General features: G+C 54.5%; 22 protein-coding genes and 2 pseudogenes. 15 read left to right on the forward strand and 9 right to left on the reverse strand.

All coding sequences use genetic code 11. The features are described 5' to 3' along the window. Positions 1–6: 6 nt before the first annotated feature. From ABRZ28_RS07725 to pbpG, 5 genes are all read left to right on the forward strand, one after another. Positions 7–483, forward strand: coding sequence for a PTS sugar transporter subunit IIA (locus tag ABRZ28_RS07725; RefSeq protein ID WP_319603239.1), 477 nt, complete (start codon positions 7–9; stop codon positions 481–483). 39 nt (positions 484–522) lie between these two features. Next, complete coding sequence (locus tag ABRZ28_RS07730; protein WP_330519921.1) at positions 523–1,938, forward strand: PTS fructose transporter subunit IIC; 1,416 nt, start codon at positions 523–525, stop codon at positions 1,936–1,938. Between the two features lie 5 nt (positions 1,939–1,943). Next, entirely contained in the window at positions 1,944–2,807 is an 864-nt protein-coding gene (locus ABRZ28_RS07735; RefSeq protein WP_319603237.1) for a ketose-bisphosphate aldolase, read from the forward strand. Between the two features lie 463 nt (positions 2,808–3,270). Beyond that, a complete protein-coding gene (locus tag ABRZ28_RS07740; RefSeq protein WP_330519922.1) occupies positions 3,271–3,780 on the forward strand; it encodes a DUF6622 family protein in 510 nt (169 codons plus the stop codon). A 260-nt stretch (positions 3,781–4,040) separates the two neighbouring features. Further along, a complete protein-coding gene (gene pbpG / locus ABRZ28_RS07745) occupies positions 4,041–4,988 on the forward strand; it encodes a D-alanyl-D-alanine endopeptidase (protein ID WP_330519923.1) in 948 nt (315 codons plus the stop codon). 118 nt (positions 4,989–5,106) lie between these two features. Here the strand turns inward: pbpG and ABRZ28_RS07750 are convergent, their stop codons facing one another. Both ABRZ28_RS07750 and ABRZ28_RS07755 read right to left on the reverse strand, forming a co-directional pair. Continuing rightward, positions 5,107–5,793 (reverse strand): glutathione S-transferase, encoded by a 687-nt coding sequence (locus ABRZ28_RS07750; RefSeq protein WP_319603234.1) that lies wholly within the window; start codon positions 5,791–5,793, stop codon positions 5,107–5,109. A gap of 111 nt (positions 5,794–5,904) precedes the next feature. Continuing rightward, a complete protein-coding gene (locus tag ABRZ28_RS07755) occupies positions 5,905–6,675 on the reverse strand; it encodes a DeoR/GlpR family DNA-binding transcription regulator (protein WP_330519924.1) in 771 nt (256 codons plus the stop codon). Positions 6,676–7,105: 430 nt separating this feature from the next. On the opposite strand from ABRZ28_RS07755, the gene bglX reads away from it, so the two are divergent. Together bglX and idi are read left to right on the forward strand one after the other, a co-directional pair. Further along, a complete protein-coding gene (bglX, locus tag ABRZ28_RS07760) occupies positions 7,106–9,412 on the forward strand; it encodes a beta-glucosidase BglX (protein WP_330519925.1) in 2,307 nt (768 codons plus the stop codon). Between the two features lie 158 nt (positions 9,413–9,570). Next, positions 9,571–10,128 (forward strand): isopentenyl-diphosphate Delta-isomerase, encoded by a 558-nt coding sequence (idi, locus tag ABRZ28_RS07765; protein ID WP_319603231.1) that lies wholly within the window; start codon positions 9,571–9,573, stop codon positions 10,126–10,128. Here the strand turns inward: idi and ABRZ28_RS07770 are convergent. The 3 genes from ABRZ28_RS07770 to melR all read right to left on the reverse strand — a co-directional run bounded on the left by ABRZ28_RS07770 (position 10,125) and on the right by melR (position 11,966). Further along, positions 10,125–10,232, reverse strand: a complete 108-nt coding sequence (locus ABRZ28_RS07770; protein WP_246494498.1) for a YohO family small membrane protein — start codon at positions 10,230–10,232, stop codon at positions 10,125–10,127. The two genes, idi and ABRZ28_RS07770, sit on opposite strands and share 4 nt — an antisense overlap. Positions 10,233–10,272: 40 nt before the next feature. Beyond that, the gene (locus ABRZ28_RS07775; RefSeq protein WP_319603230.1) at positions 10,273–10,905 is read right to left on the reverse strand and encodes a LysE family translocator; all 633 of its coding nucleotides are present in this window, start codon (positions 10,903–10,905) and stop codon (positions 10,273–10,275) included. A gap of 128 nt (positions 10,906–11,033) precedes the next feature. Then, entirely contained in the window at positions 11,034–11,966 is a 933-nt protein-coding gene (gene melR / locus ABRZ28_RS07780; RefSeq protein ID WP_319603384.1) for a transcriptional regulator MelR, read from the reverse strand. Between the two features lie 269 nt (positions 11,967–12,235). Between melR and ABRZ28_RS07785 the strand changes: the two genes are divergently transcribed. After that, positions 12,236–13,591 carry an alpha-glucosidase/alpha-galactosidase gene (locus ABRZ28_RS07785; RefSeq protein WP_330519926.1) on the forward strand — a complete coding sequence of 452 codons (1,356 nt, stop codon included), beginning with the start codon at positions 12,236–12,238 and terminating at the stop codon, positions 13,589–13,591. A 99-nt stretch (positions 13,592–13,690) separates the two neighbouring features. Continuing rightward, the gene (gene melB, locus ABRZ28_RS07790; RefSeq protein ID WP_330519927.1) at positions 13,691–15,109 is read left to right on the forward strand and encodes a melibiose:sodium transporter MelB; all 1,419 of its coding nucleotides are present in this window, start codon (positions 13,691–13,693) and stop codon (positions 15,107–15,109) included. Positions 15,110–15,184: 75 nt separating this feature from the next. Here the strand turns inward: melB and ABRZ28_RS07795 are convergent, their stop codons facing one another. After that, positions 15,185–16,039 (reverse strand): AraC family transcriptional regulator, encoded by an 855-nt coding sequence (locus tag ABRZ28_RS07795; protein ID WP_330519928.1) that lies wholly within the window; start codon positions 16,037–16,039, stop codon positions 15,185–15,187. 174 nt (positions 16,040–16,213) lie between these two features. Here ABRZ28_RS07795 and dinG point away from each other — a divergent pair, with 174 nt between their 5' ends. The 6 genes and pseudogenes from dinG to ABRZ28_RS07825 all read left to right on the forward strand — a co-directional run bounded on the left by dinG (position 16,214) and on the right by ABRZ28_RS07825 (position 23,907). Further along, positions 16,214–18,313, forward strand: a complete 2,100-nt coding sequence (gene dinG / locus ABRZ28_RS07800; RefSeq protein ID WP_319603226.1) for an ATP-dependent DNA helicase DinG — start codon at positions 16,214–16,216, stop codon at positions 18,311–18,313. Between the two features lie 168 nt (positions 18,314–18,481). Further along, the gene (locus ABRZ28_RS07805; RefSeq protein ID WP_330519929.1) at positions 18,482–19,243 is read left to right on the forward strand and encodes an endonuclease/exonuclease/phosphatase family protein; all 762 of its coding nucleotides are present in this window, start codon (positions 18,482–18,484) and stop codon (positions 19,241–19,243) included. Continuing rightward, positions 19,240–20,480: pseudogene (gene clsB, locus ABRZ28_RS07810) on the forward strand (cardiolipin synthase ClsB). Before ABRZ28_RS07805 ends, clsB begins: the two are co-directional and overlap by 4 nt. 50 nt (positions 20,481–20,530) lie before the next feature. Continuing rightward, positions 20,531–20,854, forward strand: a pseudogene (locus ABRZ28_RS07815) (UPF0104 family protein); the annotation flags it as partial. 125 nt (positions 20,855–20,979) lie between these two features. Beyond that, a complete protein-coding gene (ybiB, locus tag ABRZ28_RS07820; RefSeq protein ID WP_330519931.1) occupies positions 20,980–21,948 on the forward strand; it encodes a DNA-binding protein YbiB in 969 nt (322 codons plus the stop codon). 99 nt (positions 21,949–22,047) lie between these two features. Further along, positions 22,048–23,907: a M3 family metallopeptidase gene (locus tag ABRZ28_RS07825; RefSeq protein WP_319603383.1), complete on the forward strand. Its 1,860-nt coding sequence runs from the start codon at positions 22,048–22,050 to the stop codon at positions 23,905–23,907. A 41-nt stretch (positions 23,908–23,948) separates the two neighbouring features. Here ABRZ28_RS07825 and glnQ read toward each other — a convergent pair whose 3' ends face one another. The 3 genes from glnQ to glnH are packed head-to-tail and all read right to left on the reverse strand — an operon-like array spanning position 23,949 to position 26,097. Continuing rightward, positions 23,949–24,671, reverse strand: a complete 723-nt coding sequence (gene glnQ, locus ABRZ28_RS07830) for a glutamine ABC transporter ATP-binding protein GlnQ (RefSeq protein WP_319603221.1) — start codon at positions 24,669–24,671, stop codon at positions 23,949–23,951. Continuing rightward, positions 24,668–25,327, reverse strand: coding sequence for a glutamine ABC transporter permease GlnP (glnP, locus tag ABRZ28_RS07835; protein WP_319603220.1), 660 nt, complete (start codon positions 25,325–25,327; stop codon positions 24,668–24,670). Before glnP ends, glnQ begins: the two co-directional genes overlap by 4 nt. A 26-nt stretch (positions 25,328–25,353) precedes the next feature. After that, positions 25,354–26,097 (reverse strand): glutamine ABC transporter substrate-binding protein GlnH, encoded by a 744-nt coding sequence (gene glnH / locus ABRZ28_RS07840; protein WP_319603219.1) that lies wholly within the window; start codon positions 26,095–26,097, stop codon positions 25,354–25,356. Positions 26,098–26,519: the final 422 nt, after the last annotated feature.

Raw genomic sequence — 26,519 nt, forward strand, 5'->3', positions numbered from 1 at the left:
GAGACGATGGCTATGAATATCTCTATTAATGATGTCCTTCAACAAGAGTGTATTGTTTTAGATTCTCAGGCAAAAACAAAAGAGCAAATTATTGATGAGTTGACCGAGGTGCTTTATGCCAGCGGGGCGCTGGCGAATAAAGAGGTTTTTTTACGCGATGTCTATTTGCGTGAAGAGATGGGGTCGACAGGTTTTGAAAATCATATCGCCATTCCGCACGGGAAATCGACAGCGGTTCTTAAAACCAGAATTGCAATCGGCCGGGTTAAAGACGATATTTCCTGGGAAACTATCGACGGCACAAGGGTAAAATTGGTGATTTTGTTTGCCGTTAAAGATACCGACAGCGACTCCCGACATATTAAAATTCTGGCTAAAATATCCATTGCCCTGGGGGATGATTCCGTCGTTGATGATTTGCTTAATTTAAAAACACGTAGCGAAATGTATCAATTGTTATTGTCAACATCTGAAAGTCAATAATTATAAAAATGTTGTATTTCCTGTCATTGGAGAATGCATATGAACATTATTGCGATAACCGCTTGTCCTACTGGCGTGGCTCATACTTATCTGGCTGAAGCTAATCTGAAAAAATCGGCGAAAAAACTGGACATTCCTTTATTGGTGGAAACACAGGGCGCCGTTGAAAGTGATTATATTCTTACTGACGAAGATATAAAAAATGCCGATATCGTATTGATCGCGGCAGATAAAAAAATTGAACTCTCACGCTTTATCAATAAGAAGGTGATTGAAGTTTCGGTTACTCGCGCCGCTAAGGATGCAGAAGGTTTGCTTAAGGCTATCGCCAGCGGCGAGCTGGTGCCGCATTTCGTCTCTGCGGATAAGGAAGACCGCACGCTGACGGATGGCGCGTCAAGTGCTGAAAAACGTTCAGCGATCGCCGAGATTTACGTTCATCTGATTACCGGCGTCAACTATATGATCCCCTTTGTTGTGGCGGGGGGAATATTGATTGCGCTGAGTTTCGCTTTTGGCATCCATGCTGCGACGCCCGGCGATCCCAGTTTTAATCCTATCGCCAAGATGCTTGCCGACATCGGCGGCGGCTCGGCTTTCGCCTTGATGCTTCCGGTACTGTCGCTGGGCATCAGCCAATCGATTAGCGGAAAGCTGGGGATTGTGGCGGGCGCTGTCGGCGGCATGATGGCGATTCATACCGGCTCCGGGTTTCTGGGGGCGCTGCTGGCCGGATTCCTGGCAGGCTACGCGACCTTGTTGATCAATAACTACATCAAGCTGCCGAAGTCGGTCGCTAGTCTGAAGCCCATCCTTATTGTTCCGCTGCTGAGCGTGTTCATTACCGGTGCGTTGATGGCGCTGTTGATTGGCGAACCGATCAAAATGTTGCTGGGCTTATTGACCGATTTCCTCAATTCGCTGGGCCATACCAACTCGGCGATACTCGGTTTGCTATTCGGCATGATGGTGGCGTTCGATATGGGCGGTCCGTTGAATAAAACCGTCTGCATGTTTGCCATCGGCTTGATGTCTTCGGGTATCTACGGCCCTATCGCCGCCTGTATGGCCGCGGGGATGGTGCCTCCGTTAGGTATCGCGCTGGCGACGACCCTGTTCAAAAGGAAGTTTACCCATCAGGAAGTTGAGACCGGCAAAGTCACCTATGTCCTCGGTCTGTCGTTCATTACCGAAGGCGCCATTCCTTACGCCGTCGCCGATCCGCTGCGAGTGATCCCGGCCATCGTCTGTGGGTCCGGTCTGGCCGGCGCGTTGTCCATGGTATTGGGCTGCGCCTCACGCGCCCCCCACGGCGGCGTGTTCGTTATGTTCATTCCCAACGTAATCACCAACGTTTTGGCCTATCTGTTCGCTATCGCAGCCGGGACTCTATTAACCGCGCTGATCCTGTTCTTTATCAAAAAAGACGTTCATCAACCTGCCCATGAGGGATAATTCTTATGCTTTACAATATGAAAGACCTGCTCCTCGTCGCCCGGCAACATCAGTTCGGTGTCGGTGCGTTCAATATCGCCAGCGCCGAGTTTGCGCGTGCGGTAATTGAAACAGCGGAAAAACATGCGTCGCCCGTTATTTTGGAAATTCATCCGGATGAAATGAGTTTCACCGGCAGCGATTTTATTATTTACCTGAGAGCGCTGGCGACAAAAGCCGCCGTACCCGTGGTTATCCACCTGGATCACGGACGCAATCTGCAAGAGGTGATGCAGGCGATTTATGCCGGATTTACCTCAGTGATGATTGATGCCTCTGCCCATCCTTTTGAAGAAAATATTCGGCTGACTAAAAAAATCGTTGAATTAGCGCATACGGTGAATATTTCGGTAGAAGCGGAATTAGGAACCATTGGCGTTGCCGAAGGCAGCGCGGAAGGCGGCAGCAGTGAGATCTTGTATACCGATCCGCAACAAGCGAAAACCTTCGTGGAGGAAACCGGCGTCGATACGCTGGCCGTCGCGATCGGAACGTCCCACGGCCTCTATCCCAAGGGAAAACAGCCAAAATTGGATATTGAGCGCTTGCAGCAGATACGGCAGGTGGTGACGATTCCTTTGGTGCTGCATGGCGGATCCGGCAACAAAGACAGTGAAGTGGCGGAAGCGATCCGCTTCGGCGTGGGGAAGGTCAATATCTCCAGTGAGATGAAAAAAGCGTTCTTTGTCGCGCTGGAAGAAGAACTGAAACAGGGGGGGCATGAACCGAACGCGTTGTATCTGGCGCCGATGGAGGCGGCTCGCAAAGTTATCGCCGGTAAGATGGCGCTGTTTAATTCGATTGATAAAGCCGCTTTGTATCTGAATTGATTGCGATGCTGACAACGACGGCTGTAAATCGTTTAAGGCTCGGGAGTCTGGTGCGGGGCGCCCATCACTGAATTCCCCTGATAAGGGTAAAACCGTTTTAAACTCCGATCGCGGCGGTGTAGGGGAATGCGTCATCAAGCCTGAATTCCCATGGCATGACATGCCGCCGCCGCCATTTCCGCACTCAGCCAGCGGCGGAAGGTTTGACACGACCGCCGTTTTTGATGGTGTATGCTGGTGGAAGAAGATACGGCCTTCCATCCGGTTGACAGGGCGTCAATATCGCCAATCGGCTAACCGTCCATTTTTGTTCGGTCATAAATCCATAAATAAGATGATGGCGACGCCCAATCCCGCTTTTGCCCGGATTAACCGGGTAGGGCTGCTGCATTGGCCTGATTGCCGGGGAGGGTGGCGGGGAGTATGATCCCGGCAGTGTTTTTTACGCAGGACGATGAACCTTATGGAAGATTTTCTCATTATCATTCGCCATACCCCTACCTGGGTATGGGTTCTGCTGGCCTATTTAATCTATGCCGGCATAAAAGCCCGTCAGCCGAGACAGCAATCTCTACTGCGTCTGTTGATATTGCCGATCGTTTTTCTCTACTGGGGGGCGTCCTCGATTTTACATACGCTGGCGATACGGGAAGCGGCTATTGCCGGCTTTTTACTGGCTTTGGTCGTCGGGGTGATTCTGGGCTGGATGTTGGGGAAAAACGCCGGCGTTTATCGCGCCGATATCCAGCGTTTTGAGCGCAGCGGTTCGTCTGTGCCGCTGGTATTGATGCTGTTGACCTTTTGCCTGCGCTTCTACTTTTCCGTTCAACTGGCATGGTTTCCCGGCTTGGCCGACAACCTTGTGTTCTGTGCGCTATCCGGCGTCGTTGGCGGCATTACCGGCGGAATATTCAGCGGCATCACCCTCCGCTTGTTAAATCAGATGCGCGCGCCTCATACCGCTTCCCGTTAAGCACGCCGCGTCACAGGCGTTCGGCGCTTTGCGCTGCTCGCCGCCCGTGGCGTGTCTTCCGGCAACAATATCCTCCCTCAGACACCACCAGTAGACGGCCGCTGACGCGGTTTGTCTGATTGCCTTTTCCTTTATGCCCTGTTTGTTAAATTTTGTCACAAAGCTTTTTCTGCTATGCCGATGCGCAGCGATTGCCGGTAAATTATAATGCGTCGGCCGTTCTCTCTTATTTGACAGGATACTGTTTAAGTATTTGAATAATGAATAAAAAACACAAGATTTCTTTGCTTGGTATGCTGTTGCTGTCAACTGCGATGTTGTCTGCTCCATTGGTCATGGCGAAAACGCCGGTCAAATCAACGGCTGCCGCTCATCAGGAAATCGCCTCCGGCAGCGCGATGGTGGTGGATTTACGCGATGATCACATTCTTTATTCCAGTAATCCGGATGTCGTGGTGCCGATTGCCTCCGTGACCAAGCTGATGACGGCGCTGGTGGTGCTGGATGCCAACCTGCCTTTGGATGAAGTTATCTCCGTCGATATCAGTCAGACGCAAGAAATGCAGGGCGTTTATTCGCGGGTGCGGCTGAATAGCGAGATCAGCCGTCGCGATATGCTGTTGCTGGCGCTGATGTCGTCGGAAAACCGCGCCGCGGCCAGCCTTGCCCACCATTATCCCGGCGGTTATCAGGCGTTTATCGCCGCCATGAACGCCAAGGCCCGCGCATTGGGAATGCGGCATACGCGCTACGTCGAGCCTACCGGACTTTCCATTCATAACGTATCGACCGCGCGCGATCTCACCAGGTTGCTCATCGCCAGCAAGCAGTATCCTTTGCTCAGCCAGCTCAGCACCACGCAGGAGAAAACGGTGACGTTTTCCCGTCCGGTTTACAGTTTGCCGTTCCGTAACACCAACCATTTGGTCGGCAAATCCGACTGGAATATTCAATTAACCAAAACGGGTTTTACCAATCAGGCCGGCCACTGCCTGGTCATGCGCACAGTGATTAATCAACGTCCGGTCGCGCTGGTGGTGCTGGACGCGTTTGGCAAATACACGCATTTCGCCGATGCCAACCGCCTGAGAAAATGGCTGGAAAGCGGTAAGATCAGCGATGTGCCGGCCGTGGCGTTAAACTATAAAAAACAGAAGGCGCTGGCCTCGCGTCAGCCGCAGACGCTGGCGAGCGCGGATACGGAGTAATCAGGGCTTTCCGCCGGCCGATATGGTTCAGCGTTATCCGCAGTTTTACCATTACCGGCATAACCAGGGGGGCGCAGGGCGGCGATAACGATATCCGCGCCCTGCGCAGGCATGAGGGTTAAGCGCGGACTCTCAGGTCTTCAATGACCGCGCCGGCCTGGAACACATCCTCTTCATGTTCCTGTTCAATCCAGGGTTCCGCCAGCGCCTGTTCCAGCCAGCTTTGCATGGCCGGCAGGGACAGCAGATGCCGGCAATAGGCCGCGGCCGCCGGCGAGACGGGCAACTGATAGGTGCGGATACGGAACACCACCGGCGCAAAGAACGCATCCGCCGCTGAAAACGCGTCGCCGGCCAGAAAAGGGCCGCCGAAACGGGTTAACCCCTCCTGCCACAGTTCGTTGAGACGCGTTAAATCGTGGTTCAATGACGGCGAAATCGCATTCATCTTGACCTTCACGCCGCAGCTCATAGGGCAATCGTTACGCAGCGCGTTAAAGCCGGAATGCATTTCTGCCGCGGCGCAACGCGCCCAGGCGCGAGCCCTGGCATCGGCGGGCCATACCGCCTTGTGTCGTTCGGCAAGGTATTCGGTTATCGCCAGCGAGTCCCAGACGGTGATATCGCCGTCAATCAGGCAGGGAACCTTGGCTGAGGGCGAGAACGTCTTGAACGCCGGATTCGCCCCGGCGGAGACGAACGTCACCTGCTTTTCCTCGAACGGTATAGACAGCGCGTTTAACAATACCCACGGACGCAGCGACCAGGATGAATAGTTTTTGTTGGCGATGTATAGCTGATACATTTTTGATGCTCCATGTGCGAACGGAACAATACCTTTAGCATGGAAAGCGCCGTCGATCATCTTTAAACGTCGCGTATGGCTGGGGCGCCTGATGGGGCGGGAGGAATGCTATCAGGCGAGGATCGTCTGCTGACATTGCGCCCGGAGCGATGCCAGATCGGGATTATCGGCAGCGGCGGCATCGGTAATAATGATATCGATCTCCGCCAGGGTGGCGTAAATAATTCGGCTGGTCAGCCCGATCTTGCTGTGATCCGCCAGAATAATGCGGGTATCGGCGTGTTGCGCCATCGAACCGGCCACGGCGGCTTCATGGTGAGCAAAACTGCTGGCGCCTGACTGGCTGGCGATACCCACAGGGGATAAAAGGGCGACGTCGGCGCGATAACGCCGGAGCTCGCCGAGGGTGACGTCGCCGCAGGTCGCCTGCGCCGACGGCGTGATACTTCCGCCCAGCAAAATCACTTCATGATGCAGCGTGGCTTCGCTTGCCGTCAGCTTAAACGCGACATGCAGACTATTGGTGATGATGGTCATCCCCGGCATCGACAAAAGTTCGTCGGCCAGCTGCGCGGTGGTGCTGCCCGCATCGATAAACAACGTTTGGCCCGCTTTTAATTGCTGAACCGCCGCGCGGGCGATGGCTTGCTTCTCTTTTTCCCGTACCGTATTACGCACGGATAATGGCGTTTCAGGCGACGGCGCGATCGCCACTATCCCGCCATGGACGCGACGCAAGGCGCCCATCGCTTCCAGCTTCAAAATATCCCGCCGCACCGTTTCCCTTGATACGCCAAGGTGCTGAATAATTTTCTCGGTGCTGACCCGGTTGAGTACGGACAAAAGGGCGCGAATGCGGTGTAAGCGAGTTTCTTCTAGCATGGATCTCGGTTCTCAGGATTAACGGACCAGACGAAGAGGCATCCCGCGTTCCTGTCAGGGTATTAAATTGAAATCATTGCGCCATTATAGCCGCAATCGCCATGATGCAAGTAGAAAAGGCCGTTTGGTTTTGCACGGGCGGCGTAGTGTCCGTTTTCCTGTTTGCATGCGCAGTAGGGCCAAAGCGCGGCGTTATGTTAGGGCCAAGGCGGAAGAATGTTCATTCTGCGCAATGTATCGCATTATTCTTACAGTTTTTATTCAATGAAATGTAAATAAATACACTATGATTACGCGCTGTGTTTCGAGTATGTTGGCGCTGTAGGTGAATGGGTTTCTTCACCATGCCTGGCTGACTTATTTTTTCAAACCTGTCTTGTGCTTCAGTGACCTGTCCTGGCGCCTGGATTGATAGGGTCTGTATAAAAGAATGAAATGGCTTACTTCACTGACGATGGCGATTGGGCTTGCCGTTAATCCGGTCATGGCTCAGGAAATCACATCCATTCCCACTTCCGTTACGGCGTCACATCAACAGCGGGATGCGTTTGTCTCTGATTTAATGAGAAAAATGACGCTGAATGAAAAAATCGGCCAGCTCAGGTTAATCAGCGTCGGGGCGGATAATCCGAAGGAAGCCATTCGCGAAATGATCAGACATGGTCAGGTCGGCGCGATCTTTAACACCGTCACGCGGCCTGATATCCGGGCGATGCAGGATCAGGTCATGCAGCTTAGCCGCCTGAAAATTCCGCTGTTTTTTGCTTACGATGTGGTGCATGGCCAGCGCACCATTTTCCCGATCGCGCTGGGGCTGGCATCCAGTTGGGATATGGACGCCATCGCGCTGAGCGGCCGGATTTCCGCCTACGAGGCCACGGAAGACGGCTTAAACATGACCTGGGCGCCGATGGTCGATATCACCCGCGATCCACGCTGGGGCCGGGTATCGGAAGGTTTCGGCGAAGATACCTGGTTGACCAGTAAAATAGCCGGGGTGATGGTAAAGGCGTTCCAGGGAGAGGACGTGACGGCGCGTCATTCATTGATGACCAGCGTGAAGCACTACGCGCTGTATGGCGCGGTGGAAGGCGGCCGGGATTACAATACGGTGGATATGAGCCCTCAGCGTATGTTTCAGGATTATTTGCCGCCGTATAAAGCCGCTGTCGATGCGGGCAGCGGCGGGGTGATGGTGGCGCTGAATTCGATTAACGGTACGCCGGCCACGGCCAACAGTTGGCTACTGAAAGATATCCTGCGCGACCAGTGGAAATTCACCGGTATCACGATTACCGATCACGGCGCGATTAAAGAGCTGATTAAACACGGCGTGGCCGGCGATCCGCGTGATGCCTCGCGTTTGGCGTTAAAATCCGGTATCGGCATGAGCATGAGCGATGAATATTTCATGCGTTATCTGCCCGATTTGGTCAAAAGCGGCGCGGTCAGTGAACGGGAAGTTGATGAAGCCTGCCGTCAGGTGTTGAACGTTAAATATGATATGGGCCTGTTCCAGGATCCCTACCGTCATCTGGGGTCGGCGGATTCCGACCCCGTCGATACCAATGCGGAAAGTCGTTTACACCGTCTGGAAGCGCGCGACGTTGCGCGCAGAAGTCTGGTCTTGCTGAAAAATCGTTTGCAAACGTTGCCGCTGAAAAAGCAGGGGACGATTGCCGTTGTCGGGCCGCTGGCCGACAGCAAACGCGATACCATGGGCAGTTGGTCTGCGGCGGGGGTCGTCAGACAGACGATCACCGTTTATCAGGGCATCAAAAATGCGGCGGGCGACAAGGCCCATATCCTGTATGCCAAAGGCGCGAACGTCAGTAATCATCAGGGGATTATTGATTTCCTGAATCTGTATGAAGAGGCGGTGCAGGTAGATAAACGTTCGCCGCAGGCGATGATTGACGAAGCGGTGCAGGCGGCGAAACAGGCGGACGTCGTCGTGGCGGTGGTGGGCGAAGCGGCGGGGATGGCGCATGAAGCCTCCAGCCGCGCCGACATCGATCTGCCGCAAAGCCAGAAAGACCTGATTGCCGCGTTGAAAGCCACCGGCAAACCGCTGGTGCTGGTCTTGATGAACGGCCGGCCGCTGGCGCTGGTGCGGGAAGATCAACAGGCGGACGCCCTGCTGGAAACCTGGTTCAGCGGAACCGAAGGCGGCAATGCGATCGCCGATGTGCTGTTCGGCGACTATAATCCTTCGGGCAAACTGCCGATGTCCTTCCCGCGTTCCGTCGGTCAAATTCCTATTTATTATAACCACTTGCCATCAGGCCGGCCTTATACGCCGGAAAACCCGGGCAAGTATACCTCGCATTATTATGATGAAGCGAACGGCCCGCTCTATCCGTTCGGCTACGGCCTGAGCTATACCACTTTCAGCGTATCGGATGTGCGCATGTCCAGCCCGACGATGAAGCGCGACGGAACCGTGACGGCCAGCGTCACGGTTAAAAATACCGGCAAGCGGCCGGGCGAAACCGTCGTACAGCTCTATTTGCACGATGTCGTGGCATCCATCAGCCGCCCGGTGAAAGAACTGCGCGGTTTCCACAAAGTGATGCTGCAACCTGGCGAATCGCGTACCGTCAGTTTCCCCATCGATCGGGATGCGCTGAAATTCTATAACGCCCGTATGCAGCAGGTGGCGGAACCCGGTAAATTCGAGGTGTTCATCGGCCTGGATTCGCAGCGTGTGCAAAGTAGCAGTTTCACTTTGTTATAATATCGCCGTCATGCTTGTAGTCGCGGAAGCGTTCGCTTCCCGCAAGGTTCGGCCCTTCGGGGCCGCAGCCTGTACGCTCAGTCTGGTTTGCCGCGGCATTTTATGCTCATCGCCGGCTTAACCTGAGCCAAATTGCCCCCATAGCAACAGGAGATGCCATGACGGAAGTGATTCTGGTTGATGAAAACGACAAGCCGACAGGCGTTATGGAAAAGCTGGAAGCGCACGAGAAGGGCGTATTGCATCGCGCCATTACCGTTTATATCTTCAACTCCCGGCAGCAGCTGTTGCTGCAAAAACGGGCCGGCGGAAAATATCACAGCGGGGGCTTATGGAGCAATACCTGTTGCAGCCACCCAACGCCCGGAGAGGAAACGCGCCAGGCCGCGCACCGCCGTTTGGATCAGGAAATGGGGCTGCGCTGTTCGCTCACGCCGATGTTTACGCTGACCTATTGCCTGCCGCTGGATAACGGCCTGACCGAGCATGAATTCGGGCATGTTTATTTCGGCCTTACCGACGATCTTCCCCAGCCGGATCCCGACGAGGCCGAAGCATTTCAGTATCTGTCGCTAGAGCAGATCAGCCGGCAGATGGCCGCGACGCCGGAAGCGTTCACCGCCTGGTTCAGGCTGACGTTTTCGCGCATTCCGGCCTACTGGGCGCAATTTTATGCGCGTCATAATGGCGGCAATGCGCCGCTGGGCAAGGGTTAGCCGCCGTGTACAATGATGATGTAACCCACCAGCATCACGCCGCCGATCCCGCCAAGGGCGCATAGGGCAAACAGCCCGATAATCCCCGCTTTGCTTAAGTTCATCAGGTTATCCTTTTGTTAATCGTCCCGAATTATAAAGCCTTCAGCGGTGAAACAGGAGTATTAAACCAAAGAATATTAAAATGGCCCCGGCCGCGCGTTCGATCGGGTTCAGATAGCGCTGAAGCCGCCGCTGGATGCGCGGCCGCGCGATCAGCATGGCAACCAGCAAATCCCAGATCAGGACGATGGAAAACATCCAGACGCCGCAGACAATTTGCTGACCGACGGTGACATGCTGACCGAGAATGCTGGTCATCAGGCTAATGTAAAACAGGATGTTTTTGGGATTCAGCAGGGCGGAAGCCAGCCCCAGCAGTATTTGCCGGATAAAACCGGGGCGGCCGGCGGCCTGCTGCGCCGGCGTCAGCGCGTGTGATGCGCGGCTTTTTAGCAGTTGATAGCCAATCCACAACAGATAAGCGGCGCCGCTTAGTTCAATAACGGTAAATATGCGCGGCGAATGCTGGATGCCGGCCCAACCGATTATCGCCAGAAAAATATAGATGCCGTTTCCCAGGGCGATGCCCAGACAAATCCCGGCGCTGCCGCGTAAACGGTAGCGGATTGCATAAGCGGCGAGTAAGAAAAAATCCGGGCCGGGACTGAGTAAGGCAACGAAGTGAGCCAGCGCCAGCGCGGGAAAATTATCGGGAAAGAGCGAACTGATAAACATGATGTCGATGACCTCTGAGAATAATCGAGGTCAGTCTAGGCATTTGATATCGCTATTTATTGTCAAATATTGATCGCGCCTGGCGATACTGTCCCCTTGCTGGCGCTTTCAATATGAAGGTTGCGTCATTAGCCGGTCATCGGCTGTCGACGCTGCTGACTCAGCTTGCGATATAGATGCGGCGGCATTCCGACATATTTATTAAAGGTGCTGTAGAAGCGACTGCTGGAGCGGAAGCCAGCGGTAAAGGCGATATCAGTAATGGTTTTATCGGTGTCGCTCAGTAGTGCGCGTACGTGATTAATGCGCATCGCGGTAATGTACTGTTTCATGGTGAGCTGCATCACGCGCTGGAAGATGCCCATTGCATAGTTGGGGTTGAGCTTCACATGTTCCGCTACGTCGTTAATGGTCAGCGCCTGATCGTAGTTGTCGGCAATAAACGCCAGCATCTGACTGACGTAAAACTGAGCGTGACGCGATACGCTGTTCTTGTGAGTACGCGAAGTCTTGTTCCCCAGAATCGGTTGCCATCCCGAAAGACTAAACCGCTTAAGCATCAGGCCGATTTCATCAATGGCGAGTTGACGAATTTGTTCATCCCTGCTGCTCAGCTCTTGCTGCCAGCGTCGGACTTCAAAGACGCTTAACTGCTGGGTCGCCAGCGACTTGATGATCATGCCGTGGGTGACGTGGTTAATCAGTTCGCGGTCAAGCGGCCAGGAGAGAAACAGATGCATCGGCAGGTTGAAAATCGCCATGCGCCGACATGCGCCGGTGCGGGTGAGCTGGTGCGGCGTACAGGCCCAAAATAGTGTGATATGTCCTTGTTTTATCTGTACGACTTCATTGTTGATCAGATACTCCACATCGCCGTCGAACGGCACATTGACCTCAACCTGACCGTGCCAGTGGCTGTTGGTCATGACATACGGCGGCCGCAGTTCAATGTCCATTCGCTGATACTCGGAATAGAGAGACAGCGGGCTGCGTGTCTGTTTTTCGTCGCTACTGCACATGTGCGGATCGGGCGGTAAATGCGATATCGGCAGCATAGTCATCGACACTCCATTTCCTGAATTATCAGCATGATGCCTTCTTGCGCCGGCCAAGACCGTGAATGGGGACACAAAACGCGCGGTGTGTGTAGCCGCACGGTGCCGTTATTGAACCAGATACTCTGCTTTTTTGCGGATTTTGTCCCATAAACTCAGATCTTACGTCGAGCGATGGCAGATCTGAGTTTTCGGGAATGCTTATCGGGCAAGACGGAGGCTTTCGGTGATGCCGCGTGCCAGCATGGTGTTAGCCAACAATGCCATGGAGAATTATGATGTCTACACCCAAAATTACGTTTATCGGCGCCGGCTCCACGATTTTTGTGAAAAATATTCTCGGCGATGTTTTTCACCGCGACGCCTTGAAATCCGCACATATCGCATTAATGGATATCGACGTCAGCCGCCTCGAAGAGTCGCACATTGTCGTACGTAAGCTGATGGATTCGGCAAACGCTTCCGGCCATATCACCTGCCATACCGATCAAAAAGCCGCATTGAAGGATGCGGATTTTGTGGTCGTCGCCTTCCAGATCGGCGGCTATGAACCCTGTACCGTGATCGACTTTGACGTCTGTAAACGCCACGGCCTGGAGCAGACTATCGCGGATACGCTTGGGCCGGGAGGCATTATGCGCGCGCTGCGCACCATCCCGCATTTATGGCGGATTTGCGAAGATATGAGTGAAGTCTGTCCGAACGCCACCATGCTGAACTACGTCAACCCGATGGCGATGAATACCTGGGCGATGTACGCCCGCTATCCGCATATTAAACAGGTCGGTTTGTGCCACTCGGTGCAAGGGACGGCGGAAGAGCTGGCACGCGATCTGAACGTCAATCCGGCAGATTTGCGCTACCGTTGCGCCGGGATCAACCACATGGCGTTTTATCTGGCGCTGGAACGTAAAACGGCGGAAGGCGCTTATGTCAATCTGTATCCGGAATTGCTGGCGGCGTATGCGTCAGGACAAGCGCCAAAACCTAATATCCACGGCAATGAACGCTGTCAGAATATTGTGCGCTATGAAATGTTCAAAAAAATCGGCTATTTCGTGACCGAATCTTCCGAACACTTTGCTGAATATACCCCATGGTTCATTAAACCTGGTCGCGAGGATCTGATTGCGCGTTACCGCGTCCCGTTAGATGAGTATCCGAAGCGTTGCGTGGAGCAACTGGCTAACTGGCATAAAGAGCTGGAGGAGTACAAAACGGCGGAGCGGATTGAGATCAAACCGTCGCGGGAATATGCCAGCACAATCATGAATGCTATCTGGACCGGCGAACCGAGCGTTATTTACGGCAATGTGCGCAACGACGGCCTGATTGATAATCTTCCGCAGGGATGCTGCGTTGAAGTCGCCTGTCTGGTTGATGCGAACGGCATTCAGCCGACGAAAGTCGGGACGCTGCCGTCACATCTGGCGGCGATGATGCAAACCAACATCAACGTACAAACGCTCCTGACGGAAGCTATCCTGACGGAAAATCGCGATCGCGTGTATCACGCCGCAATGATGGATCCGCACACCGCGGCTGTGCTGGGAATCGACGAAATATATGCACTGATGGACGACCTGATCGCTGAGCACGGCAATTGGCTGCCGGCCTGGTTACACCGCTAACAACAGGCTACGCCGGGCGGCGGTAGCCCGGCGTCCGACGACTAACGTATCCATATACATTATAGAAGGCGGGCGCTGCCAACAGCGACCCGGTACGCTATGAGCATCTCTCTGACAACAAAACTCAGCTACGGATTCGGGGCGTTTGGTAAAGATTTCGCGATCGGTATTGTTTATATGTATCTCATGTATTACTACACCGATGTGGTCGGTTTATCGATGGGGGTAGTGGGAACATTATTTCTGGTCGCAAAAATATGGAATGCATTCAACGATCCCATCATGGGGTGGATCGTGAACGCCACGCGCTCGCGATGGGGAAAATTTAAACCCTGGATCTTGCTGGGAACGTTATTGAACTCGGTCGTGCTGTTTTTACTTTTCAGCGCCCATCTTTTTGAAGGTACGGCGCAAATCGTTTTCGTGTGGGTGACCTACATTTTGTGGGGCATGACGTACACGATTATGGATATTCCATTCTGGTCTCTGGTACCCACCATCACGTTGGATAAACGCGAGCGTGAGCAACTGGTGCCGTTTCCGCGTTTTTTCGCCAGCCTGGCGGGATTTGTGACCGCGGGTGTGACGCTGCCTTTTGTCAATTATGTCGGGGGAGAGGATCGCGGGTTTGGTTTCCAGATGTTTACGCTGGTGCTGATTGTTTTTTTCATCGCCTCAATGATTGTCACGTTACGTAATGTGCATCAGGTGTTTTCCTCCGACCATGAGGCGAGCGCCGGCAGCGGTCGCCAGACGTTAAAATCGATAATCGAGCTTATCTACAAAAACGATCAACTCTCATGTCTGTTGGGGATGGCGCTGGCTTACAACATCGCCGCCAATATTATTTCTGGTTTTGCCATCTACTACTTTACTTACGTTATCGGTGATGCCGATCTTTTCCCGTACTACATGTCTTATGCCGGGGCGGCTAACCTGTTGACCCTGATCTTTTTTCCACGTCTGGCCAAGGCGCTTTCCCGCCGGATTTTATGGGCAGGGGCGTCCGTTATGCCGGTTCTCAGCGGCGTTGTATTGCTGGCGATGGCGCTGGTGGGTTATCACAACATCTTCCTCATTTCACTTGCCGGCGTGTTTTTCAACATTGGCACCGCGCTGTTCTGGGTATTGCAGGTGATCATGGTGGCGGACACGGTGGACTATGGCGAATATCGGCTCAATGTGCGCTGCGAGAGCATCGCGTATTCAGTGCAGACCATGGTGGTAAAAGGCGGTTCGGCGTTTTCCGCGTTCTTTATCGCCATGGTGCTAGGTCTGATTGGATACGTTCCCAACGCCGTTCAATCTGCTGAGACGCTCCTGGGAATGCAGTGCATTATGATTGCGTTGCCTACCATTTTTTTCGTGGTGACGCTGATTCTCTATTTCCGTTTCTACAGACTGAATGGCGATTTACTGCGTAAAATTCAGATCCATCTGCTGGATAAATACCGCAAGGTTGCGCAACCCGACGTTCAGGAGATGCCTGCGGCAATATCTGACGAACTAAAGGTGTAATCATGGAATGGGTTTCGGCTATTGGGTATCTGGCGCCGGGAAAGTCATCAGCGCCTGCTCCCATCGCCGTCCCCGCTATTTATTGTCAAATATTGATCGCGCCTGGCGATACTGTCCCGGCGTCGCCGCCGTATACTGCACGAAGATTTTATGGAAGTGGCTTTGATCGCAAAAGCCGCTTTGGTAGCTCACATCGACCAGCGGCACGCCCTGTTTCAGCAAGGTTTTGGCGTATTCCACCCGCGCATTGTTGAGAAACGCCATCGGGGTGAGACCGGTATGGCGACGAAAATGCCGCACGATGGTTTCTCGCCGCAGATTCAACTCTTCGGCCAGCGTCGCCAGCGACGGCGCTTCCTGCAACTGGGTAAGCAAACGCCGGCGAACATGGCGCGTCGTCAATTGGGCCGGCGCTGGAAACGCCGTCGTTCGTTCGATCTGCGGCAGCGGAACGCAGTATTGCCGGAGTATCGGCGCGATCAGTTCATTCAGCGTTTGCCGGGCGGCGGCGATCTCGCCTTGATGCAACAGGCCGATCAGGCGCCGATAATCGGCAAACAGCGCCGGGCTGCGCAGGGTGACGCAGCGGCAGCGCAGCGAGGCGACGGGCGAACCGGACAGTTCGGCGAGTTTTTTCAAACACCAGTCCGTATCCAGATACAGCATATGATAGCTGCGGGTCTGTCCGGGGAAAGGGTTGCAACTGTGGGGCTGCTGCGGATCGATAAAAATCAGATCGCCGCTCTGTAACCGATGTTTTTCGCCGCGGTAATGGCAGATCGTCGCGCCCTGTTCGATAGCGCCGATGGAGAATTGCGCATGGCTATGCGTTTTGTAGCCCTGGGCGCTGTGCCAGGTCGAGCGAAGCTCCACGTAGGGAAGCTGCGCGGAAAACCAGTAGGATTGTTTGACCGTATGAACGGATGACATATGTCCTTTATCTCTCAGCGTGCGGATGGGATGGCCGCATTAAACGCCCGGCGGCTGGATCACCCTAACCGGCGGTTTCGACTTTGTCGAGTAGGAAAGGCGCGCTGATATCGGCTGACGTTGCCGCCAGTCTGTGGGACAATACCCGCCAGATTGACTGAATACAGAGAATGCATGACGCTGTCCCCCGCAATAAAACAGCAGATTGGCCAATGGTATAAGGCCCTGCAACAACAGATCCCGGATTTTATTCCTCGCACACCTCAACGACAGATGATAGCCGAAGTGGCGAAAACGCTGGCGGGCGATTATCCGCGTCATTTAGCCATCGAAGCGCCGACCGGGGTGGGGAAAACGCTCTCCTATTTAATTCCCGGCATCGCGGTGGGGCGGGCGCAAGAAAAAACGCTGGTGGTCAGCACGGCGAATGTGGCGTTGCAAGATCAGATTTTCAGCAAGGATCTCCCCCTGTTGCAGAAGTTTATTCCCGAATTGAAATTCACCGCGGCATTCGGCCGCGGGCGTTATGTCTGTCCGCGCAATCTGGCGATGCTGGCGACGGATGTCGATGCGCAAGGGGATTTAACCCTGTTTCTGGATGATGAGCGGGTTCCCTCCAGCCGGGAGGAGCAGGGGAAATGCGCGAAGATAGAAAAAGCCTTGCAAAGCTATGCCTGGGACGGCCTGCGCGACCATTATCAGGAGTCGATTGACGATAGCCTGTGGCGCAAACTCAGCACCGATAAAGCGAATTGTCTGGGGCATAATTGTCACTATTTCCGCGCATGTCCGTTTTTTATCGCCCGCCGTGAAATCGAAAATGCCGATGTGGTGGTCACCAATCATGCGCTGGTCATGGCGGCGATGGAAAGCGAGTCGGTGTTGCCGAATCCCAAAGATCTGCTGCTGGTGCTGGACGAAGGCCACCATATACCCGACGTCGCCCGCGACACGCTGGAAATGTCCGGCGATATCACGCCGGATGCCATTACGTTGCAACTGGAACAGGTGGTGCAGCAAATCGGGCTATGCATGGCGCAGTTCGCGCCGAAATCGCCGCCGCGGCTGGCGCACGGCGAACGGTTAACCCGTCATTGCGAAGAGATGCGTGAGCTGGCGTTGTCGTTTGCGCAGCTGTGCGGATGTTTTTTACCGCCAGACGGCAGCGAAGGCGAATATCGTTTCCCGATGGGGAAATTATCGGATGAAATGCGCGAAAGCTGTACCCGGTTATTTAAGCTGACCGATAGCCTGCGCGGGTTAACGGAGTTCATGCTCAACGATCTGAGCGAGAAAACCGGTAAGCACGATGTGGTGCGCTTGCACCATGCGCTGTTGAAAATGAGCCGGCTGCTGGGCTATCTGGAGGCGTTGAGCAAACTATGGCGGCTGGCGGCGATGGAGAAATCATCCAATGCGCCGGTATCCAAATGGCTTACCCGCTATGTGCGCGACGGGCAAGCGCATTTGTCGCTGCACTGCGCCGGTATCCGCGTGAGCGATCAGCTTGAAAAGCTGCTGTGGAATAATGTGTCGCACGTGGTGGTGACCTCGGCGACGCTGCGTTCGTTAAACAGTTTCTCTCGTTTACAGGAACTGTCCGGCCTGAATGAACGCGACGGGGATCGCTTTCTGGCGCTGAGTTCGCCGTTTAACCACCGCGAGCAAGGGCGGCTGGTGATCCCGAAAATGCGTTATGAACCGTTGATGGCGAATGAGGCACAGCATATTGCCGAAATGGCCCGCTTTTTCCGCGCCGAGCTGCAACAGGAGAAACATCGCGGGTTGTTGATGCTGTTCGCCAGCCAGCGGGCGATGCAGCTGTTTCTGACGCAGGTCGCCGATCTGCGGCTGATGCTGCTGGTACAGGGGGATAAACCGCGTTATCGGTTGGTGGAACTGCACCGCCAACGGGTGGAAGAAGGGCGGACCAGCGTACTGATCGGTTTGCAATCCTTTGCCGAAGGGTTGGATTTAAAAGGCGATTTGTTGTCTCAGGTGCATATCCACAAAATCGCCTTCCCGCCGATCGACAGCCCGGTCATCTTGACGGAAAGTGAGTGGTTGAAAAGCCTGAAGCGTCACCCGTTTGTGGTGCAGAGCTTGCCGAGCGCGTCATTCAACCTCATTCAGCAGGTCGGGCGCCTGATCCGCAGCCATGAATGTTTCGGTGAAATCATTATTTACGATCGCCGTCTGCTGACCAAAGGCTATGGCGCCCAGTTGCTCGCCGCCTTGCCGGTGTTTCCGATTGAAGAAAGGGGAATGCCATGATGACTGATGGGATGTCGCGGGGGGAAACGGCTTGTCCGCGCCAGCGCCATCGCGGGGGCGACGGCCGACCGATCGATTTTTAGCACAATATCGACAAGATTGGGCGGTTCTTTTTGTGATGCCGACTACACTTTGTTTTCATCAGGATAGTGACGCGGCCAGGAGAATATGATCCAAAACCCCCGGCATTTTTCGTTGAAAGTGCTCACCATCAACACACATAAAGGCTTCGCGGCGTTTAATCGCCGCTTCATTTTGCCGGAGCTGCGTGACGCGATACGTACCGTCCGCGCGGATATCGTCTGTTTGCAGGAAGTGATGGGCGCCCATCAAGTTCATTCCTTGCACATAGAAAACTGGCCCGACACGACGCACTACGAATTCCTTGCCGACACCCTATGGCGCGACTATGCCTACGGGCGCAACGCGGTCTATCCCGAAGGTCACCACGGTAATGCGGTGTTGTCGCGTTTTCCCATTGAGCATGATGAAAATCACGATGTCTCAGTGGGAGAAAGCGAGAAACGCGGGCTGCTGTATTGCCGGATTGCGCCGCCGGCGCTGGCTTTTCCCATTCATGTCGCCTCGGTGCATCTTGGCTTGTGGGAATCGCATCGCCGGGCGCAGCTTATGATGATGGCGAAATGGGTCAATTCACTGCCCGCAGGCGAACCGGTGGTGGTGGCGGGCGATTTCAACGACTGGCGCCAGCGCGCCAACCCTCTTTTGCAGGCCGAGGCCGGACTTGAGGAGATCTTCACCCGCACGCGCGGCAGACCCGCGCGTACCTTCCCGGTGGTTTTCCCCCTGTTGCGCCTCGATCGGATTTATGTGAAAAATGCGCATGCCAGCAGGCCGAGCGCGCTGTCTTTGCGCCACTGGCGTCATCTGTCCGACCATGCCCCTTTAAGTGCGGAAATACACTTATGAAATGTTCATGGCGCGAAGGAAACCGGATCACGCTATTGGAAAATGGCGATCGTTATTACCCGGCGGTGTTTAACGCCATCGGTAATGCGCAGACTAAAGTCATCCTTGAAACCTTTATCTGGTTTGAAGATAACGTGGGCCGTCAACTGCACGACGTGGTGTTGCGAGCCGCGCGCCGCGGCGTGAAGGTGGAGGTTTTACTCGACGGCTACGGTTCGGCGGACTTGAGCAAAACATTCATCAATGAACTCACCTCGGCCGGCGTGGTATTTCGTTACTACGATCCGCGTCCTCGCCTGTTTGGCATGCGCACCAATGTGTTCCGGCGGCTGCACCGTAAAATTGTGGTGGTGGATGAGACGGTGGCGTTTGTCGGCGGGATTAACTATTCCGACGAGCATATGTCCGATTACGGCCCGCAGGCCAAGCAGGATTACGCCGTACAGGTTGAAGGACCGGTAGTGCGCGATATTTTACTGTTTGAGTTGGAAAATCTGTCCGGCCAGGCCGCCGCGCGCCGCTGGTGGGCGCGTCATCATCGCCCGCAAGAGAACCTGAAGCCCGGCGACGCGCAGGCGTTGTTCGTCTGGCGCGATAATGAAGCGCATCGCGATGATATCGAGCGCCACTATCTGAAGATGCTGGCGAATGCCAGACGCGAGGTGATTGTCGCCAACGCCTATTTCTTCCCCGGCTATCGCTTTTTGCATGCCCTGCGCAAGGCGGCGCGCCGCGGCGTGCAGGTGAAGCTCATCGTGCAGGGCGAGCCGGATATGCCGATCGTCAAAGTCGGCGCGAGCCTGCTTTACCGCTATCTGGTGAACGGCGGCGTGCAGATTTATGAATATCGCCGCCGCCCGCTGCACGGCAAAGTGGCGCTGATGGATACGCACTGGGTGACGGTCGGCTCCAGCAATCTCGATCCTCTCAGTCTGTCGCTCAATCTGGAAGCCAACCTGATCATTCACGATCGCGCCTTTAACCAGACGCTGCGCGACAATCTCCAGCATATTATCGCCAATGACTGCCTGCGCGTGGATGAATCGATGGTGCCGAAACGCACCTGGTGGAACCTGACGAAAAGCGTGGTGGTGTTCCACTTTCTGCGCTATTTCCCGGCATTGCTCGGCTGGCTGCCCGCCCATACGCCGAAGCTGGCGCAGGTGCCGCCCCCGGCGCAGCCGGAAATTGAAACCCAGGATCGCGTTAAAGCGGAAACCCAGGAGTGAAACCCTGATGTCCAAATCCCATCCGCGCCGGCGTCTGGCAAAAAAAATCCTTACCTGGCTTTTCCTGATGGTCGTCGCCGCGCTGCTGGTCATTGCGGCCTACTTGTGGGCCTGCGCCTGCGCCTGCGCCTGCGCCAAGCGACGCCATATCACGATAAAAGGACAACGGCTGGTGTTGCCGTCATGGAAATTCGCGCTGGCGCAATTGGCGATTTCCAGCGCCAACTGGATGGTGATGAGCGCGATTATCGCCGCGCTGCTGGTTTATCGCGCGCTTTATTTCTTCCTGCCGCTCTTTCTGGCGACGATCGGCTATCTGATACTGGAAAGCCGGGCCGCAACATTGCGGGCGAATAATGATCAAGGCTCCATCCATGGATAGCCGGCGCCTGTTTTGTCCGGCATGGTCAGGCGCTATCTCTGTATTTACATTATTAATAACAAAGCGAAACATGCTATTTTCGGGAGATAAGCTACCAATGATTTCGCCGTTAACGAGAGGCCAGCATGGATTACACTAAGGTTATTAAAGAGGTCGGACGCGGTAAGAACCATGCCCGTGATTTGGATCAGGCAACCGCCCATGAACTCTACCGCCGTGTGCTGGATGGGGACGTGCCGGAGCTTGAGCTGGGCGGACTGCTGATAGCCTTTCGCATCAAAGGCGAGTCTGAATCCGAGATGCGCGGTTTTTATCAGGCCATGAGCGATCGGGTTCTGCGCCTGCGGCCGCCGGAACAAGGGCTGATGCCGGTGGTGATCCCCAGTTACAATGGCGCGAGGAAACAAGCCAATCTGACGCCGTTGCTGGCGCTTTTGCTGGCGAAACTGGGGTATCCGGTGGTGGTCCACGGCGTGAGCGACGATCCCACCCGCGTGACCAGCGCCGAGATATTGCATAATCTGGGGATCCCCGCGGTGGAAAGCGCCGAACAGGCGCAACGGCTGCTGGATAAGGGCGAGCCGCTGTTTATTCCCATTTCGCTGTTGTGTCCGCCAATCGACCGGCAATTACAGTTGCGCTGGCGCATGGGCGTGCGTAACAGCAGCCATACCCTGGCCAAACTGGTTACGCCCTTCGCCGAGAGCGGCGCGCTGCGGCTGGCCAGCGTATCGCACCCGGAATATATTGCCCGCGTCGGCACTTTTTTCAAGGATATCCATGGGAGGGCGCTGCTGATGCAGGGTACCGAAGGGGAAGTGTACGCCAATCCCCAGCGCTGTCCTGAAATTCATTTTATTCATCAGCAGGATACGCAGATTCTGCAACTGCGCCAGGATATCGCGCCGGCGCCGGATGGGTTGCCGATAGCCAAAGATGCGGCGACGACGGCGCGCTGGACGGCGCAATGTCTGGCGGGGGAGATTGCGTTGCCGCAGGCGATCCGTCTGCAATTGGCGTGCTGTCTGGTTGCGACGGGCGAGGCGGCGACCATGGAGCAGGCCGCGGCGACGATTAGAAAACGATTGGGCTGATAAACCTGCCGGACACAATCCGGCCCCGGTGTGTTGCGACCCCAGACAAGGCCGGTGAAGGCAATCAGTACCGCTGATGAGAGGTAGAGAAGGAATATGATGCAACCGAGTGTGGATTATTTTAATGCGCTGAACCGCGACTATCTGGCCGTTCACCAAAGCAAAGAAGATCTGTTCTGGCAGCTTTATATGGGAACCGGGGACGAGGAGATAGCGGCCCGGTTTTCTCGCGCGGAAAATGCATATAAGCGTTTTATTTCCCAGCCGCAGCGGCTGGTTGAATTGCGGCGGCACATCGCCGCGCTGGAAAAGAGTCCGGTTGATGACGCTCAGCAGGCGTTATTGCACGGCCTGAAGGGCTGGTATCGGTTTTTTGACTGCAATGTGATTGAAGATCCTGAAGCACAGGCGCTGATGGAGGCGATCGTTGCAGCGGAAAGCGCGCTATTCGAGAAGCGTAAAACCTATGAAATGACGCATCTGGATGCAAAAGGCCAACGGGTTAGCGCGTCGTTAGGCGAACTGCTGACCAATCAGGCAACCAATGATACCGAAGCCTATCGACAGAGTTCGCAACAGGCGTTGTGCGATCTGGAACAGTGGCTGCTGCATAACGGTTTTCCCGAGTTGGTGAGCCTGCGCAATCGCTTTGCCCGTCAGATGGGATACCGTAACTATTTTGATTACAAGGTGAATAAAACCGAGCGGATGACTCCCGAGCAGTTGTTCGCCATTCTCGATCCGTTTGAAGCGCAAACGCGGGAAGCCAACGCGCGCAGTCTGCAAGCGCTGGCCGCGGAGAAAGGCGCGCAGGCGCTGGCGCCGTGGAACGTTCGCTACGCCAGCGCCGGCGACGTCACTCGTCAGCTCGATCCCTATTTCCCTTTCGCCGCCTCGCTGGCGCGTTGGGTAAACAGTTTCAAACGTCTGCATATCGGTTTTAACGGCGCGGAAATGCAGCTCGACCTGCTGGTGCGCAAGGGTAAGTACGAGAATGGCTTTATGCACGGCCCGGTGCCGCCATTTTTCCAGCAAGGGGAATGGATCCCGGCACGAATCAACTTCACCAGCCTGGCGAAACCGGATCAGATCGGCAGCGGCGCGACGGGCATTAAAACCTTGTTTCATGAGGGCGGACATGCCGCGCACTTTGCCAATATTCGTCAGAATGCGCCGTGTTTTTCACAGGAATTTCCGCCGACATCCATGGCTTATGCGGAAACGCAATCCATGTTCTGCGATAGCCTGTTGTCGGATGCCGACTGGCTGAAGCGTTATGCGAAAAACGCGCAGGGGGAGGCGATTCCCGATGCGCTGATTCAGGCCAGTATTCGTACGCGTCAGCCGATGCGCGCGTTCAACGAGCGACATATTTTGCTGGTGCCATATTTTGAATGGCAGCTCTATTCCTGGGACGATGCGCAGCGTACGCCGGAGGCGATAACCAGACTGGCGCGCGATACCGAGCAACGTATTCTGGGCATCAGCGGCAGCCCCCGACCGACGATGGCGATCCCGCATTTATTATCCATGGATTCCGCCTGTTCTTATCAGGGCTATTTGCTGGCGCTAATGGCGGTAGAGCAGACCCGGCATTTCTTCCTGCGACGCGACGGTTATCTGACGGATAATGCGGCGATAGGCCCCGATCTGGCGCGGCATTATTGGTTGCCGGGCAATAGCGTCAGCCATGATGATACGCTGCGCAGTCTGACGGGCGAGGGGTTTAATCCCGCTTATCTGGCGCAGGCCTGTAATCTGACGGTGGACGAAGCCTGGCAACAGGCCGAGGCTTCGATTGCTCAGGCGTTACGGCGTCCTCAGCCCGCGGCCGATTTCGATTTGTCCGCGCGTATACGCGTGGTCGACGGCAGCCGGGTGCTGGCCGATAATGAACAAGGCGATGATGTGATGTGTCGGGACTTTGCCGCGTTCATCGAACGGGAATATCCACGCTAAGCGCTAAATGAAAGGGGGCTTTTGCCCCCTTGAGGTATTGCTCAGGAGACGTGTTGCAGGAACTCGCGTAAACGATCGCTCGGCGGGTTGTTTATCAGCGTTTCCGGGTCGCCATCTTCAGCGATGCGGCCTTTATCGATAAAGATCAGGCGCGAAGCCACCTGATGCGCAAAGCCCACTTCGTGCGTCACAATAACCATGGTCATCCCTTCTTCCGCCAAATCTTTCATCACCGTCAGCACTTCGTGACGTAATTCAGGATCCAGCGCCGAGGTCGGTTCATCAAACAACATCAGCTTGGGTTTTACCGCTAACGCGCGCGCAATCGCCACACGCTGCTGCTGACCGCCGGAAAGCTCGGAAGGATAGTGATGCGCGCGCTCGGACAATCCGACTTTGCCCAGCAGCGCTTTCGCCAGTTTTTCCGCTTCCGACTTACTGGCGCCGCGAACCCGGATGGGGCCGAACGCCACGTTTTCCAGCGCGGTCAAATGCGGAAACAGGTAAAACTGCTGAAATACCATCCCGGCTTCCTGACGGATCAGACGCTCATCAACCTGCCGATCGTTAACCTTCAGACCATCCACGATCAGCTCGCCGCTGGTGATTTCTTCCAGCTTATTGATACAGCGCAGCAGTGTGGATTTACCGGATCCGGAAGGGCCGATAATCACCACCACTTCACCCTGATTAATTTTCAGATCGATGTCATGTAAAACTTTCGTCTGACCAAAGTGTTTGGAAACATTCTTAAATTCAATCATATAATCTTAAGTCTTCTTTCCAGTCGACGCAGGATGAAGCTGAGAATCAGTGTGATACACAGATAAATCACCGCTACCGCACTCCAGATTTCCAGCGCGCGGAAGTTACCGGCGATGATTTCCTGACCGGAGCGGGTCAGTTCCGCCACCCCAATGACAATAAACAATGACGTGTCTTTGATGCTGATGATCCACTGATTACCCAACGGCGGCAGCATCCGGCGCAGCGCCAGCGGCGCGATGACATAACGCAGCGTATCCCGCCGTGATAATCCCAGCGCCAAACCGGCCTCACGGAAGCCATTATGGATAGACAGCACCGATCCGCGCGTAATCTCCGCGATATAGGCGCCGGAGTTGATCATGATAGTGACCACCGCGGCGGTAAAGGGATCGATGCGTACCGAGGTAAAAATCATCGGCAGGGCGAAATAAATAAACATCACCTGTACGACAATCGGCGTACCACGGATGATTTCAATAAACACCAGTGCGATGCGGCTGGAAAACCAGCCGCCGTAAGCGCGGGCAAAGCCCGCGAGAACACCGATAACCAAACCGCCGAGCAGACCCAATACCGAGATCAGCAAGGTCATTTTCGCCCCTTCTAACAAAAGGGGCAGAGAAGGCCAAATGGCGCTCCAATCAAACTGCATGGAATATCTCCAGATAAAATCGGCAATTACTTAGGTTCTACACCAAACCACTTTTTGTAGATCTCAGCATAGGTGCCGTTTTCTTGCAGTGTTTTCAGCGCGCCATTCACTTTATCGCGCAGGTCGCTGCCTTTCGGGAAAGCGATGCCGTATTGCTGTGCTTTGATTGAATCGCCTACCGCTTTGAACTGACCATTGCCGGCGGTTTTGATGAAGTACAGGATATTCGGCGTATCGTGCAGCACGGCGTCGGCGCGGTTGGTGCCTAACTCCATGTAAGCGTTATCGATGTTGGGGAACTGGCGTAGATCTTTAGTTTTAATATTGGCTTTGGCGTAATCAACGGAACCGGTGCCGCTTTTCACCGCGACCACTTTTCCATTCAAATCCTGCTCGCCCTTGATTTCATTATTGTCGGCTTTCACCATCACCAGCAGACCGCTGTTGTAATAACCGTCAGAGAAATCGATTGCTTTTTTGCGCTCTTCAGTGATGGTGATGCCGGCCAGCGCGACATCCACGTTGCGGGTTTGCAGTGCGGGAATGATGCCGCCGAAATCCATCGGCTTCAGGCTATAGGTCACATTGAGTTGTTTGGCGATGGCATCCCAAAGATCGATGTCAAAACCAACGTACTTATCGCCTTGCTTAAATTCAAAGGGGACAAAGGCGGTGTCAGTCGCAACAAGGAGTTCTTTTTCGGCTGCGTGGCTGGAAATACTCATGGCCAGCGTCAATGCCGCCAAAGAAGCTTTCAATAGTGATTTCATTCAATCCTTCCTAATTTTACCGGTTGTGAGAAGCTTTTGATTTTGCGGGCGATGTTAATATCAGTACCAACCCTAAAAGCTTTTAAAACAATATGTTGTTTGCAATTAATTTAACTGTATCTAGCGTTATTATTAACCGCCTTATCATTAACATGGTTGTACTGCCAATGTTATTGAACAAGGCGATAACTATGATTAACGAATTTATGCGGGGGAAACAACCATTGATTCTCGTTATGTACGATTATCGAGTACAACCGCTAATTTTTTGAGCGCTAATTCTGGCAGGATAGGGGGTTTATGCGTTGCAGGGATTTTATTTAGCCTCGCGCGGGACAATAAAAAAGGGCCGCCGAAGCAGCCCTGATAGCGTCATTATTGTTGTTGCCGAGCGTCTTCCCATCCCCGAAAGCGCGTTTTCT

The sequence above is a fragment of the Brenneria sp. g21c3 genome (assembly GCF_040240345.1).
GTDB lineage: Bacteria > Pseudomonadota > Gammaproteobacteria > Enterobacterales > Enterobacteriaceae > Brenneria.

Excerpts from the sequence above, each read along its gene's own strand:
- ABRZ28_RS07725 (WP_319603239.1), top strand. The coding sequence starts at position 7 with ATGGCTATGAATATCTCTATTAATGATGTCCTTCAACAAGAGTGTATT.
- ABRZ28_RS07730 (WP_330519921.1), top strand. The coding sequence starts at position 523 with ATGAACATTATTGCGATAACCGCTTGTCCTACTGGCGTGGCTCATACT.
- ABRZ28_RS07735 (WP_319603237.1), top strand. The coding sequence starts at position 1,944 with ATGCTTTACAATATGAAAGACCTGCTCCTCGTCGCCCGGCAACATCAG.
- ABRZ28_RS07740 (WP_330519922.1), top strand. The coding sequence starts at position 3,271 with ATGGAAGATTTTCTCATTATCATTCGCCATACCCCTACCTGGGTATGG.
- pbpG (WP_330519923.1), top strand. The coding sequence starts at position 4,041 with ATGAATAAAAAACACAAGATTTCTTTGCTTGGTATGCTGTTGCTGTCA.
- ABRZ28_RS07750 (WP_319603234.1), bottom strand. The coding sequence starts at position 5,793 with ATGTATCAGCTATACATCGCCAACAAAAACTATTCATCCTGGTCGCTG.
- ABRZ28_RS07755 (WP_330519924.1), bottom strand. The coding sequence starts at position 6,675 with ATGCTAGAAGAAACTCGCTTACACCGCATTCGCGCCCTTTTGTCCGTA.
- bglX (WP_330519925.1), top strand. The coding sequence starts at position 7,106 with ATGAAATGGCTTACTTCACTGACGATGGCGATTGGGCTTGCCGTTAAT.
- idi (WP_319603231.1), top strand. The coding sequence starts at position 9,571 with ATGACGGAAGTGATTCTGGTTGATGAAAACGACAAGCCGACAGGCGTT.
- ABRZ28_RS07770 (WP_246494498.1), bottom strand. The coding sequence starts at position 10,232 with ATGAACTTAAGCAAAGCGGGGATTATCGGGCTGTTTGCCCTATGCGCC.
- ABRZ28_RS07775 (WP_319603230.1), bottom strand. The coding sequence starts at position 10,905 with ATGTTTATCAGTTCGCTCTTTCCCGATAATTTTCCCGCGCTGGCGCTG.
- melR (WP_319603384.1), bottom strand. The coding sequence starts at position 11,966 with ATGACTATGCTGCCGATATCGCATTTACCGCCCGATCCGCACATGTGC.
- ABRZ28_RS07785 (WP_330519926.1), top strand. The coding sequence starts at position 12,236 with ATGATGTCTACACCCAAAATTACGTTTATCGGCGCCGGCTCCACGATT.
- melB (WP_330519927.1), top strand. The coding sequence starts at position 13,691 with ATGAGCATCTCTCTGACAACAAAACTCAGCTACGGATTCGGGGCGTTT.
- ABRZ28_RS07795 (WP_330519928.1), bottom strand. The coding sequence starts at position 16,039 with ATGTCATCCGTTCATACGGTCAAACAATCCTACTGGTTTTCCGCGCAG.
- dinG (WP_319603226.1), top strand. The coding sequence starts at position 16,214 with ATGACGCTGTCCCCCGCAATAAAACAGCAGATTGGCCAATGGTATAAG.
- ABRZ28_RS07805 (WP_330519929.1), top strand. The coding sequence starts at position 18,482 with ATGATCCAAAACCCCCGGCATTTTTCGTTGAAAGTGCTCACCATCAAC.
- ybiB (WP_330519931.1), top strand. The coding sequence starts at position 20,980 with ATGGATTACACTAAGGTTATTAAAGAGGTCGGACGCGGTAAGAACCAT.
- ABRZ28_RS07825 (WP_319603383.1), top strand. The coding sequence starts at position 22,048 with ATGCAACCGAGTGTGGATTATTTTAATGCGCTGAACCGCGACTATCTG.
- glnQ (WP_319603221.1), bottom strand. The coding sequence starts at position 24,671 with ATGATTGAATTTAAGAATGTTTCCAAACACTTTGGTCAGACGAAAGTT.
- glnP (WP_319603220.1), bottom strand. The coding sequence starts at position 25,327 with ATGCAGTTTGATTGGAGCGCCATTTGGCCTTCTCTGCCCCTTTTGTTA.
- glnH (WP_319603219.1), bottom strand. The coding sequence starts at position 26,097 with ATGAAATCACTATTGAAAGCTTCTTTGGCGGCATTGACGCTGGCCATG.